General features: G+C 48.0%; 8 protein-coding genes, 7 tRNA genes and 1 pseudogene. 14 read left to right on the top strand and 2 right to left on the bottom strand.

Annotation, left to right across the window (positions count from 1 at the left end):
* The first annotated feature begins 67 nt into the window (after nucleotides 1-67).
* The 10 genes from uvrY to ACO6VG_RS19580 all read left to right on the top strand — a co-directional run bounded on the left by uvrY (nucleotide 68) and on the right by ACO6VG_RS19580 (nucleotide 4399).
* Nucleotides 68-724: a UvrY/SirA/GacA family response regulator transcription factor gene (uvrY, locus tag ACO6VG_RS19625; RefSeq protein ID WP_422133868.1), complete on the top strand. Its 657-nt coding sequence runs from the start codon at nucleotides 68-70 to the stop codon at nucleotides 722-724.
* Nucleotides 725-815: 91 nt separating this feature from the next.
* Nucleotides 816-2669, top strand: coding sequence for an excinuclease ABC subunit UvrC (gene uvrC / locus ACO6VG_RS19620; RefSeq protein ID WP_422475242.1), 1854 nt, complete (start codon nucleotides 816-818; stop codon nucleotides 2667-2669).
* 192 nt (nucleotides 2670-2861) lie between these two features.
* On the top strand, nucleotides 2862-3428 hold the full coding sequence (gene pgsA / locus ACO6VG_RS19615; protein WP_422475240.1) for a CDP-diacylglycerol--glycerol-3-phosphate 3-phosphatidyltransferase: 567 nt from the start codon (nucleotides 2862-2864) through the stop codon (nucleotides 3426-3428).
* Nucleotides 3429-3531: 103 nt separating this feature from the next.
* Nucleotides 3532-3614 (top strand) — tRNA-Gly (locus ACO6VG_RS19610).
* Between the two features lie 34 nt (nucleotides 3615-3648).
* Nucleotides 3649-3731, top strand: a tRNA-Gly gene (locus ACO6VG_RS19605).
* Between the two features lie 34 nt (nucleotides 3732-3765).
* Nucleotides 3766-3848, top strand: a tRNA-Gly gene (locus tag ACO6VG_RS19600).
* A gap of 34 nt (nucleotides 3849-3882) precedes the next feature.
* A tRNA-Gly gene (locus ACO6VG_RS19595) sits at nucleotides 3883-3965 on the top strand.
* A 34-nt stretch (nucleotides 3966-3999) separates the two neighbouring features.
* Nucleotides 4000-4075, top strand: a tRNA-Gly gene (locus ACO6VG_RS19590).
* 99 nt (nucleotides 4076-4174) lie between these two features.
* A tRNA-Cys gene (locus ACO6VG_RS19585) sits at nucleotides 4175-4248 on the top strand.
* A 63-nt stretch (nucleotides 4249-4311) separates the two neighbouring features.
* A tRNA-Leu gene (locus ACO6VG_RS19580) sits at nucleotides 4312-4399 on the top strand.
* An 883-nt stretch (nucleotides 4400-5282) separates the two neighbouring features.
* Here ACO6VG_RS19580 and ACO6VG_RS19575 read toward each other — a convergent pair.
* Complete coding sequence (locus ACO6VG_RS19575; RefSeq protein ID WP_422133865.1) at nucleotides 5283-5732, bottom strand: transposase; 450 nt, start codon at nucleotides 5730-5732, stop codon at nucleotides 5283-5285.
* Nucleotides 5733-5811: 79 nt separating this feature from the next.
* Between ACO6VG_RS19575 and ACO6VG_RS19570 the strand changes: the two genes are divergently transcribed.
* The 3 genes and pseudogenes from ACO6VG_RS19570 to ACO6VG_RS19560 all read left to right on the top strand — a co-directional run bounded on the left by ACO6VG_RS19570 (nucleotide 5812) and on the right by ACO6VG_RS19560 (nucleotide 7677).
* Nucleotides 5812-6858, top strand: a complete 1047-nt coding sequence (locus tag ACO6VG_RS19570) for a hypothetical protein (RefSeq protein WP_422133864.1) — start codon at nucleotides 5812-5814, stop codon at nucleotides 6856-6858.
* Between the two features lie 246 nt (nucleotides 6859-7104).
* Nucleotides 7105-7260: pseudogene (locus ACO6VG_RS19565) on the top strand (IS21 family transposase); the annotation flags it as partial.
* Nucleotides 7261-7509: 249 nt separating this feature from the next.
* Nucleotides 7510-7677 (top strand): hypothetical protein, encoded by a 168-nt coding sequence (locus tag ACO6VG_RS19560; RefSeq protein WP_422138042.1) that lies wholly within the window; start codon nucleotides 7510-7512, stop codon nucleotides 7675-7677.
* Between the two features lie 203 nt (nucleotides 7678-7880).
* Here ACO6VG_RS19560 and ACO6VG_RS19555 read toward each other — a convergent pair whose 3' ends face one another.
* A complete protein-coding gene (locus ACO6VG_RS19555) occupies nucleotides 7881-8261 on the bottom strand; it encodes a transposase (RefSeq protein WP_422138041.1) in 381 nt (126 codons plus the stop codon).
* A 265-nt stretch (nucleotides 8262-8526) separates the two neighbouring features.
* Here ACO6VG_RS19555 and ACO6VG_RS19550 point away from each other — a divergent pair, with 265 nt between their 5' ends.
* The gene (locus ACO6VG_RS19550; protein ID WP_422412776.1) at nucleotides 8527-12066 is read left to right on the top strand and encodes an ankyrin repeat domain-containing protein; all 3540 of its coding nucleotides are present in this window, start codon (nucleotides 8527-8529) and stop codon (nucleotides 12064-12066) included.
* The last annotated feature ends 67 nt before the right edge of the window (nucleotides 12067-12133 follow it).

Below are 12133 nucleotides of genomic sequence, written 5' to 3'. Positions count from 1 at the left end.
TACCATCAGGGAAGTAAGAGACGGATTAGGAAAATAACAACTATAAAGATGCAGGTTGGAGTGTTTCATGATTCGCGTACTGATTGCTGACGATCATGATCTGGTGAGAACGGGGCTATCCCGTATGCTTTCTGATGTACAGGAGCTGGTCATTGTCGGAGAGGCCAGCAGTGGGGAAGAAGCCATTGAGAAATGTCGAAGCCTGAAGCCTCAGGTTGTCTTGATGGATGTTCGTATGCCAGGCATTGGTGGTTTGGAAGCCACCCGCAGAATTAATCAGTCATTCCCGGGAATTCAGGTCATTGCTGTCACCGTCTGCAATGATGAGCTTTATCCTGCCAAGCTGATGGAAGCCGGTGCAGCCGGGTACGTGACCAAAGGCATCAGTATCGACGAGATGGTGACCACCATCAAGTCAGTGGTCGTTGGCAAGCGTTGCATTAGCCCTGATATTGCACAGCAAATGGCACTGAAATCGTTACGTCCTTCCTCCGGCTCCCCCTTTGAAAAACTTTCCAGCCGGGAAATGCAGATATGCCTGATGATCGTCAACTGTGAAAAGGTGCAAACTATTTCAGACAAGCTGTGTCTGAGTAGTAAAACGGTGAACAGTTATCGCTACCGTATTTTTGAGAAGCTACAAATAAACAGTGATGTGGAGTTAACTCATCTGGCCATTCGATGTGGCCTGATTGAAGTGGGGCAGGATATTGTTTCTGTCTAATCAGCCGTATGCTCTGAACTAAAGTTTCAGTAGGTCTCTGGGTTAGTTTGTCAGTATACTGTTCGAAATTAATCGACAGTATTAACACTCCATGACAGGCTCAATGGTTCAGGGTGAAGAAAAAGAGCGCTTCGATCACAAGGCTTTTCTAAAACAGGCGCCCAGACAACCGGGTGTCTATGACATGCGGGACAATCTCGGGAATACCCTCTATATCGGTAAGGCGAAAAATCTTAAAAACCGTCTTTCCAGTTACTTTCGTCCTACTGGTCTGACCACCAAAACCATGGCACTGGTCAGCAAGATACACACTATAGAGGTTACCATTACCAACTCCGAGTTGGAGGCTCTGCTGTTGGAGCAAAACCTCATCAAGGACCGGAAGCCGCCTTACAATATCCTTCTCAGAGACGATAAGTCCTATCCCTTTATTTATCTTTCTTTAGAAGATGAATACCCTCGCATTGGCTATCAGAGAGGTCGGAGTAAAAGCAAGAAAGGCTTGTTTTTTGGCCCTTATCCCAGTGGCGGTGCCGTGCGGGAAAGTCTGAATCTACTGCAAAAGGTGTTCAAAGTCAGGCAGTGCGAGAACAGTTATTTTCGCAATAGAAGCCGTCCCTGTCTCCAGCACCAGATTCAACGCTGTAAGGCTCCGTGTGTCAATCTGGTCAGGCCGGAAGAGTATCAGCAAGATGTGCAGGATACTCGTCAGTTTCTGGAAGGAAAGAGTCAACAACTCATCCGTAAACTGATCAAGAGAATGGAGAATGAGGCTGAAGCATTGAGGTTTGAAGAGGCAGCTGAAATTCGGGATCAGATCAGCCAGCTCAGACATGTCCAGGAGCAGCAGTCGGTGAACCGCAGCACCGGCGATGCTGACATAGTCGGTTACAGCAACCAGATGGGTAAGGTCTGTTTTGCGGTACTTTTTTTCCGCAATGGTCAGCTATTGGGTCACAAGAGCTATTTTCCGAACTTCAGACTGGATCTTCAGCCGGAAGATCACCTGTCAGAATTTCTGGCCCAATTTTATATCAAGCTCGCCAACAGTCGCAATTTTCCCTCTGAGATTATCCTGCCCATTGCCATGGAGGATTGTCAGGTGCTAGAGCAGGGAATAAGTCAGTTGTCGGGTAAAAGTGTCAAAATCAAGCATCGGGTGAGGGGAGAGCGGCAGGACTGGTTGAAGCTGGCAGAAAAAAATGCACAGATGAGCCTTCAGTCTGAGCTGGCCGGGAAAACTCACCAGCGCAAGCGCACGGAACAATTGGGTAAGCTGCTGAAGCTGAAAGAACCTTTAGCCCGGTTTGAATGTTTTGATATCAGTCATACCATGGGAGAAGCAACTGTTGCCTCCTGTGTTGTTTTTAATCAGGATGGGCCTGATAAAAGCCAGTATCGGCGTTTCGACATAACAGGCATTGAGCCCGGTGATGATTATGCAGCCATGAAGAAAGCCTTACATAAGCGTTATAAAGGCTTGGCTGAGCATCCAGAGAACACACCTGGTCTGATATTGATTGATGGCGGTAAGGGGCAGTTGAGGGTGGCAGAGGAAGTCATGTACGATTTGTCTCTGCAACATATTCCTTTATTGGGTGTCGCTAAAGGAGTTTCCAGAAAACCAGGTCTTGAAACACTCATCTATAAGGGCAGGGAGCTAGCTGCACTGGAACAAGATGGCGCTCTGCTACTGATTCAACATATACGAGACGAGGCACACAGGTTTGCCATTACCGGCCACCGGCAGAAGCGCAGTGTTGCCAGAAAGCGATCAACTCTGGAAGATATTCCGGGCATTGGTGCCAAACGCCGTTCTGCATTGCTCAAGTTCTTCGGAGGGCGTCATGGCGTAATGAATGCACCAGTAGATGAGTTGGCAAAAGTCGAGGGAATCAGTCAGAACCTGGCAGAGCAAATACATGCTCATTTACATGGTTCCTAGGAGGCCGAAATTGACAGGCTTCTGGATTCGGGTTTGTACTCTGTCTCCTGACTGTGTAACTTATGCGGCTGTAAATACTTTCAACGACAGTCTGTCGGGTCTCCATCTGCACCAGACCATTCGAGGTTGTATGGGGGCTCTTATACAAAGATCTCAGCACTGTTTTCACATCATGGTTAGTTATCTGTTGCTATGAATATTCCAAATACTTTGACGATGCTACGCGTTGTTCTGGTTCCTTTTCTGGTCTTGATTTTCTACCTGCCCATTGAGATGCGTTACACCCTTTGTGCAGGCATCTTTGCAGCAGCTGCTGTCACTGACTGGTTTGACGGATATCTTGCCAGGCGCTGGAATCAGACCACACCCTTCGGGGCTTTTTTTGATCCTGTAGCAGACAAAATCATGGTTGCAACAGCGTTGTGTCTGCTGGTCGACGAATTCAGGGCAGCCTGGATGACCATACCCGCTGTTATCATTATTGGTCGGGAAATCGTTATTTCTGCTCTGCGTGAATGGATGGCCGAAATAGGAAAGCGTACCAGTGTGGCGGTGAATATGATCGGAAAATTTAAAACGGTCGGGCAAATGATGGCGATTACCTTGTTACTGCTTGCACCTGCTCCCCTGGAATCCATGATTGGTTATATTGGTTTGGCACTGCTTTACATTTCTGCGATCCTCACACTCTGGTCCATGTACGTATACCTTCATGCGGCATGGCCTGATCTGACACCATTCTCTAGGGCTGAAAGCTAATTCGTTGCTCCAATCTATTGACAGCAGACGAAATATTCTTAAACTACGCAGCATCTTCGACGGAGACGAAGCCCAAACGCTTCAAGCACTGACGAATACAAATGCGGGAATAGCTCGGTAGGTAGAGCACAACCTTGCCAAGGTTGGGGTCGCCTCAGAGTTAAAGAGTGAGTCTCGTTTCCTGCTCCGGACTTTGAAGAAGTCCTAAATTATCTTCATTGCGGGAATAGCTCGGTAGGTAGAGCACAACCTTGCCAAGGTTGGGGTCGCCTCAGAGTTAAAGAGTGAGTCTCGTTTCCTGCTCCGGACTTTGAAGAAGTCCTAAATTATCTTCATTGCGGGAATAGCTCAGTTGGTAGAGCACAACCTTGCCAAGGTTGGGGTCGCCTCAGAGTTAAAGAGTGAGTCTCGTTTCCTGCTCCGGACTTTGAAGAAGTCCTAAATTATCTTCATTGCGGGAATAGCTCAGTTGGTAGAGCACAACCTTGCCAAGGTTGGGGTCGCCTCAGAGTTAAAGAGTGAGTCTCGTTTCCTGCTCCGGACTTTGAAGAAGTCCTAAATTATCTTCATTGCGGGAATAGCTCAGTTGGTAGAGCACAACCTTGCCAAGGTTGGGGTCGCGAGTTCGAGTCTCGTTTCCCGCTCCAGTTCAATTACAGATAAGTCTGCGAGCTGAGAAAGGTTGGGTTCGTCTATACATGGCAGTGGCGAAACCCGTTCCCGATCCAGTCTCTCAAGAGATAAAAGGCGAGTTAGCAAAGCGGTTATGCAGTGGACTGCAACTCCATTTAGACCGGTTCGACTCCGGTACTCGCCTCCAAATTCAAAAAAACAGGTAACTAGCCTGTTTTTTTTCGGCTTGAATAGATAAGCTATTTATTTAGCCCGGGTGGTGAAATTGGTAGACACAGCAGACTTAAAATCTGCCGATCGTTAAGATCGTGCCGGTTCGATTCCGGCTCCGGGCACCAACTCCAAAAAGTCTTCCAGAAATGGGAGGCTTTTTTTTGTGGTGCGCCGAGTATGGCGCGTAGCGCCAAACGGCGCTGTACCAGTACGCGTGGTGGCGGCTGGATGACTTGGAGGTGAAAGTCCTCTATCAGCCCGGCAAGGGGAATGATTAGCCGAACGGCAAGGGTGTCCATCGTGAGGTGGAATCTGAAGAAAGCTGAAGGCAAAACACTGACCCGACGAACAGGAATCGCATAGTAGGCGGTCGCAGTGGGTAAGAAGGCCATTATCTTCAAAGCCCAATACTTGCATGGAAACTGCGGACGTAGATGCGGCGGGTATAAGTGGGAAGGTCACGCGCATTACCTCGGGAGATCTGTTCTCCTGCCTCAGGCTACCGGCATCGTGAGGTGTTGGGATGGGAAAACAGAAGTCAGCAGACGCCATAGTAGGTTTGTTGCCGCAAACTGAAGGGCTGAACCTGTAAATGATGTGAAGTAAGCGATCTCTGCTTGTTTAGAACAGATGCTCGAAAGAGGCCTTTAAATCCGAAAAAAAACAAATAAGACATCCAGATTCATAAAGAGCTTGCCCAGCGAGCAATAATCTGGCGGATCTTCCTCTTCATCTGGACCGGAAAACCACATAGAAGATATTGTTAGTGACTTTTAGAGCAAAGCGAAAGAAATAGAGAAATTAGGATAGAGAAATTAGGACACCCAAATATGGAGGGCGGTGTTTGTCAACAAAGATGTTGCCTCAACTTATGCAGCTAAATCACAATGCTGCTGATTCTCTGATCGCTCAGGGTTAAGTCATACCTCTAGCGGTAATTTCCAGTTTCTGGTTATACGACTTCAGCAACGCTCAGGGTGTTGCTCTTTTGCTTTACGGTAAACTCTTTCACGATTCAGACCCTTTTTTTGAGCCTTCCTTGTGTGTCTGTCGTAACTTGATGCCACTGTGCTTATGCTCCATGTTGTACCAGTTTACGAACCCATACACCCACTCTCTGGCTGACTCCAGACTGGAGAAGTGATTCGGATAGCCGGGTGGGTATTTCATGATTTTGAAGTCTGATTCCGGGTTTGAGTTATCGTCACTCACACGTGGCCTGCTGAACGATGTCTGTGCACCCAGCTGCTGAAGAGTACTCAGTATGGTCGCCCCCTTCATCAGACTACCATTATCCGAGTGCAGGACCAGCGGTTGTTCCTGAAGGCTGATCTTATGATGCATGAAAGCTTTGCGGATCATCTGAGCAGACAGATCAGAGGACTCCCTCTGATGGACTTCCCAACTCTCAATCATGCGGCTATAGACGTCCAGAACCAAATAGTTTTTGTTAGGCATCCTTACATCTCTGTCAGTAACAATATTGAACTTAATAAAGAACTAAAGAACTAAAGGACGACTAAGAGGACTAAAATACATGAATCCAGTAACCACAAGCTCTAGCTTACTTGGCAAACACTCTAATATTGATCAAGAAAAAGCTCAAAGTATACAAGATACTACAGCAAGAAAAATACCTGAATTTGAAAGTGCTACACCAGAAGGAAAGCACATAGCACAAAGAGGGGTTGAGTGGCTTAATTATGGCGATCCGAAAATTTGGGATCTTGAATTTGAAAATGCAGTAACAAACGCAGTGGATAGTATTAAAAAAAATGACCTGAAATCATCAAACATTATTGAGCATTTTGAAAAAACAAGAAAACATATAGCGCTCAAAAGAAATAATGAGAAATTCAACCTATTTGGTTTGCGTAGAGATTTAAATACAGGGGGTGCTTTATTTAATAATAAATCGTGTTATACAAAAATAAACCGTAAAAGTAAGGCATATGGCTATGCACTGGAACGGGCTGTAAAGATTCCATATGACAAAAAACACTTTTTCAATTTGATCAGTGACGACGGATTATTATGGGCAAGAAAACATTTTTATGGCGGTGGTGCTACGGGTGAATTGAGATATGGCTTGGTTCATGGCCACATAGATGATACGCCAATTCCATTAACGCAGTATGTTTTTTGCCCTAGAGAATCTGGCAATAGAAGATATGAAAGCGAAAGATGGTTTGGAGTGGGCGATGATGATTATATTGGAGATAATCAAGAATCTGGTCTTTGGCTACACACTGGTAGGGAACAAATACCCATCGTGCTAGAGCATGTAAGAAATTTAATAGATAAAGCCATAAGCGGTGATCTAAGTGTTATTCCAAGAATACACTGGTGGTACGTTCACCTTGCTCCAACCTGCAGAGGCTCTGGGGGAATAGCAGAGATGTTAACAAATACATTGTGTCGGCTCCACGGTATTGACTTGCCAGCTTGGAAAAAGGGTATTGCACCATCTGTAGAAGTGCTTCTTGAGCCTAATGAAGAAAAGTTTTGCTCTAACTACCGTCTATTGTTTGAGCAAGGTGAAAAGAAACTCAAAGAAGTATTCCAGCCTGAATTAGATGCCTAATCGGGAAAGGGCAGAGTCTCACAACTCTGCTCCTCCCACAACACCGGCCATACGGATCACGTAGCTAAAAAAATGCCTCGTCAGCAAAATCTGTGGGGCATTTCTGGGTATTCCGGAGCCATTCCGGTAGTATCCGGCCACTGATTCCGGTAAATCCAGCCACCCCTTTTCTGACCAGTGGCGCAGTCCTATTTTTCACCGCTACCCTCAAACTTGAGACCTCTTCAAGGACGAGCGGATAGCATCATGAAGAGACTGCCCATGCGCAAGATTCGTGAAGTACTCAGACTCAAATTCGAGCACCTCCTCAGCGAGCGGAAAATCGCTAACAGCTGTAATATTTCCCGAGCAACCGTAAGTGACTATCTGGGACGCTTTGCCGTGTCGGGGTTGACTTGGCCACTACCAACGTTCCTACTACCAACGTTCCTAGCATAAAGGGCGTCATACCACCGAGCCAGGGCATATGCCTGAAAAACACCGAAAGTATGCCGAATGGACGCCTGAGCGACTGCAAAACAGGGGGCAAGGACAGGTCCGGAAACAGAAGCAGTCATCCGTCGCATCCTCTCAACCCGTCGACATCCAGAGCAAAGTGACCGCAGTTGCCTCGGCATCATGAAGTTAGGTTAAGGCTATGGTCATGACCGGTTGGAAAACGCCCGCCGTCGTGCACTGTATGCAGATACCTGCTCCTACCGAAGCATTGAGTCCATCCTGAAAAACAATCTGGATCAACAGTCGTTGTCAGAGCTGGAGCCTGATGAAGTGCTGCCGGATGACCATGAGAACCTGCGCGGCTCAGACTACTACCAATAACAGTTAACAAAGGGATAAGAATCATGTTACTCAATCCTACCCTGGAAAAGCTTCAGACTCTCAAGCTAACAGGCATGTTGGAAACTGGGCTCCCCTTCAGGCTCATTTCATATTGGAAGAGACTAAACTGGCAAGATCCAAATATAAGTCCTAAGCTCCATTCCGATGCGTCGCTGCGCTCCGATGAGGGAGGTGGCCGGATGCTACCGGATTGAGTGGCCGAATGCTCTGGAATAGCCAGGGTTGACAGGTTTGGCCGAAACGCCACTGATAAAGGCTGCTTTCCATTGCTGTATTTGTTCAGCAAAAAGGCCTTTCTTACGACAGTATTCGGCCATTTCTGCTTTATATAACGCCGCCGTTTCAATGATCACGGCTAATTGGTTTTCCGGTGTCCACTGATCTGGATTTTTTCCGTTGCCTGGCACAGGTATTCCTTGAGATAAAGCTTTCTTTCGCCAAGTGTACAGAGTCACATCGGGGATACCAGTATCACGTACCAGCTGAGAAACTGGCGCATTATTATTGGGGGGCATCATCATCTGAATGATGGACTCTTTGAGCTCTTCTGAATAGCGAGCCATTGATCACTCAGTGCCCGCCCCCTGTTTAGGTTTCTAAATTCAGGAGAGGCGACAACTATGCTGGCACAGGGGGGATTTGGATATTCAGGTATGCTCAAATTTATATGTTAAGTGAGGTTTTTCAGTGGAAAAAAGTTTGTTGCAGACATTGTTAATTTCTATTTTGATTACCACTGGAACGGTTAAAGGAGCTACTCTCCCAAATGCTCCGCCTGGGCCATTATCTATAGTTCTCGGTGACGGTTTCATTATTGTTGAGGCCGATATGATTTTATCGATCCATGGTTTTACTCCATTTTTTGATTCCCAAAAAGGCTCGGTACTCCTTATTTCTGACATTAACAAGAAAAATATCATCAGACTTCGGGCAGATGCTCACCAGTCCCTGGTTGTGACTGATATTTCAGATAATCAGATACCTATTGATTTGCAGGCTCTGGCAAAAAAGAAGAAGGTTTTTTTTGCGCCTGTTGATGCTTCAACTGATATTAAAAAAACAGGGCAGCATTTTTCAGGTATTACTATAACGGCAAAAGAATGGCCGACTGGTTTAAATCAAAAGGGCAGTCAGCAAGAATACTATTCAGGCAGCCTGACTCCGGGTCAGGCTATTTTTTCTCTTTCAGGTCTTGGCGATCAGGGAAAGACACTCTTACCGACAAATTATGGACTACCGGGAATAAACGACAACAAAGCGTTACGCTCTGACTTTCTGGATTATCCGTTAACGCCAGCTTTTCTGGAAGTGACGGCCTATATCAATTATAACAACTACCCAGATACTGGAGATATCAATGACACTATGATTCTGCTGAGGTTTTTGGCGGAGAAATCGCCCACAGCAACCACTTTTTATTCTTTGTTGCACGCAATGTTTCCTGACAACCTTGCTGGGAAAGATGAGTTTATGAAAAGATTCTGCAAGAAAGATCAATCGCTAAAGCTGAAAAAACTTTATAACTATTTGGTAGCCAAAAAGCAAAGAGAAATAAGCAATGCGCCCCAATCCACTGAAGGTGCAACCGGGGGAGCTTCGGCGGTGTTGACAGAGTCTGAAAACGCAGTAACAGCACTGGGTTATATGATTGCCAATCAAATTAGAAGTGGGCATCAAAGAAACAGAAATGACGAGATCAATGCTGTCCTGGAACGTTTCCTTGCACCGGTAGCCGTTCTGCCTGTTCAAAAACCATCTGCCTCCCAACGGGGTGTACCTGTCTGGAGGGGCGGTGCAAATACCGTTTCTGTTGATGATGGTTCTGCAGGAGGTACTTTAATGCTTACTCGCCAGGGTGCAGAAACGATACCAAGGGGTGAGCTACGGGGACTCCAGTGTGCTGTGCAGCGTGCCACCGGGGTAGATATGGAACTGTCAGATGAAGGTGAAGATGAGGCTGCAGCTGAGCCACTGTATGACCAGGCCACTTCTGGCGATGAACCTCTGCCCCTGCAATGCTGTCGTTCCGGAAATATTGAGGCGCTGTCTGACTGGCTTGACCGGGAATCCGAGCTGGCCGGTCAAAGCTTCTACTCAGCGTTTTATGGTGGCTATGTCACGCTGCTGCATATCGCTGTCCAGGCCGGCAATGAGGCGTGTGTACAGATGCTTATTGACCATCACTCTGATGTCAATGCCGTCTCGTCTTCAGGCGCGACGCCCCTGCATTTTGCTGCCGAATTTGGCCAGGAGCAGTGTGTCAGGACATTGGTCTGCAATGGTGCCAATATCAATATCCGGGACAGTATGGGCAGGTCGCCCCTGCACAGCGCTGCCCTGCATGGTCAGGTGAAGTGCGTGGAACGTTTTCTTGAATTCAAGGCGATTGGCAATGAAATTGACCATTTTGAAACCACTCCCCTGCATCTCGCAGCTATGATGGGGCACGATGCGTGTGTGGCAGCCCTGCTCTTCATCGGGCCCAGACAGAAACGGGAGAGGAGTTGGGTGAGGCATGAAGAGAACATAGATGCCACCCGTGATCACCACCATACGGCACTGCACCTTGCCGTTCTCAATGGTCATGGCAAGTGTGCTCAAATCCTGCTGGATCACGGAGCCGATATCAATGCCCTGCTGGACAAGGGCAAGACGCTCTTGCATGTTCTCACCCGAAGTGGCCCCATTAATTCCCTGCAAGTACTGCTTGACAGAGGGTTAGCTGTCGATGCCAAAGACGACAATGGCTGGACAGCCCTGCACGTTGCCGCCTTTACTGGCCGTATGGACTTTCTGGAACTGTTGCTCAAGCACAATGCCAGCCTGCTGGATGCCACGGACAACGGCGGCTCTACGCCCCTACATATGGCAGCCCTGGCTGGCAACGCCCGGTGCGTGGAGTGGCTGCTGCACCGACAGGCAAACGTCAATTGCAGAAACAACAGAAACTTGTCGCCACTGAGCAGCGCTGCCCATCAAGGGTATCCGGAGTGTGTAAAGCTTTTACTCGCTCATGGTGCCGGGTTTATTGAAGCCACCACAGAGCCTGGCTGGTCACCCCTGCACAGTGCCACAGATCAGGGACATGTTGAATGTGTGGAACTTTTGCTTGGCGCCGGGCATGAGGTCAATGCGGCCACCTCTGACGGTATGACTGCTCTTCACAGAGCCACCTTAACTCCCCAGCGAAACTCCGTGGATATCCTGCTCAAATACGGTGCCAACATCCAGGCCCTTACAGAGGGCAATAATACCCCCCTCCATAATACCCTCATGTTCGACAGCGTGGAGTATCTGCTGGCCTTGATCAGGCAAGGGGCTGATATCAATGCCAGGACCCTTTATGGCTTGACGCCCCTGCATATTGCTGCCCGGGAAGGGAGTGTAAAGTGTCTGAAAGTCTTGCTTGAACACCAGGCGCTGATCGTTAGCTCCCAACGAGGAGGGGGATGGACGCCCATGCATTTTGCCAGCAAAAATGATCACAGTGAATGTCTTCGGTTACTGATGATGGACAAAAGGGTGAGCATCAATCCCGTGGATGAGGCAGGCTTTACCCCCCTGCACATCGCTGCTCAGTTTGGCAGGGTTCGTTGTATGGCTGTGTTGTTGAATGCTAAAGACCATGTGCATATTAATTTAAGGAGTAACAGGCATTGGAGCCCTCTGCATTTGGCCGCACAATTTGGCCAGTTGGAGTGTGTTCAACTCCTTTTGGCTTATAAAGCAGATATTAATATCAGGAATGTACAGGGCCTGACTCCCCTGCACCTGGCCGTCATGAACGGTCACGTGCAGTGTGTGCAAGTCCTGATCGATAACAATGCCAATATCAGTGCCACGGATAGCGGTGGATTTTCGCCCGGGTTCTACGCTGCCCGACATGGTCATTCTGCCTGCCTGGAACTGTTGATTGATAAGCAGACAAAGTCCGGTATTTCCGTCAATGAGTTAAAGGGAGGGGAATCGCTCTTGCATCACGCGGCCCAGTGTAGCCGAATCGACTGTGCTCAAGTCCTTATTAACAGCGGGGCAGATGTTAATATCGCTTCACCTGAAGGCTTGACCCCGCTGCACAAGGCCATGAAGCGGGACATGGCAAAGACTGCACAATTCCTGATCCATAACGGGGCAAATATCGATGCTACCAGCAGCATGGGCCGGACGGTGCTGCATCATGCTGTCATGTTAAATGCCATTCGGTCTCTGTCTGTCCTGATCGACAGCGGCGCTGATATCCATGCCAGGGATTGCCATGGCCAGACACCCCTGGACCTGGCCAGGAGGAAAAAACGTGAGCAGCTGATATTGATGCTTGAGAAGGCAGAAGCAAACCTGGGCAACACTCCCGACACAGCAGGGCCATGATCCTTCGTTCTTTTTGCTATGGATTTTCGCTTTGCTATCCAGGCTGGCGGTCACCACATAGCGGCCA

It is taken from the genome of Endozoicomonas sp. ALB032 (genome assembly GCF_049310125.1).
Lineage (GTDB): Bacteria > Pseudomonadota > Gammaproteobacteria > Pseudomonadales > Endozoicomonadaceae > Endozoicomonas_A.
This window is presented reverse-complemented; position numbering and strand designations above follow the sequence as displayed.

Excerpts from the sequence above, each read along its gene's own strand:
- uvrC (WP_422475242.1), top strand. The coding sequence starts at position 816 with ATGACAGGCTCAATGGTTCAGGGTGAAGAAAAAGAGCGCTTCGATCAC.
- ACO6VG_RS19550 (WP_422412776.1), top strand. The coding sequence starts at position 8,527 with ATGATTTTATCGATCCATGGTTTTACTCCATTTTTTGATTCCCAAAAA.
- pgsA (WP_422475240.1), top strand. The coding sequence starts at position 2,862 with ATGAATATTCCAAATACTTTGACGATGCTACGCGTTGTTCTGGTTCCT.
- ACO6VG_RS19555 (WP_422138041.1), bottom strand. The coding sequence starts at position 8,261 with ATGGCTCGCTATTCAGAAGAGCTCAAAGAGTCCATCATTCAGATGATG.
- ACO6VG_RS19575 (WP_422133865.1), bottom strand. The coding sequence starts at position 5,732 with ATGCCTAACAAAAACTATTTGGTTCTGGACGTCTATAGCCGCATGATT.
- uvrY (WP_422133868.1), top strand. The coding sequence starts at position 68 with ATGATTCGCGTACTGATTGCTGACGATCATGATCTGGTGAGAACGGGG.
- ACO6VG_RS19570 (WP_422133864.1), top strand. The coding sequence starts at position 5,812 with ATGAATCCAGTAACCACAAGCTCTAGCTTACTTGGCAAACACTCTAAT.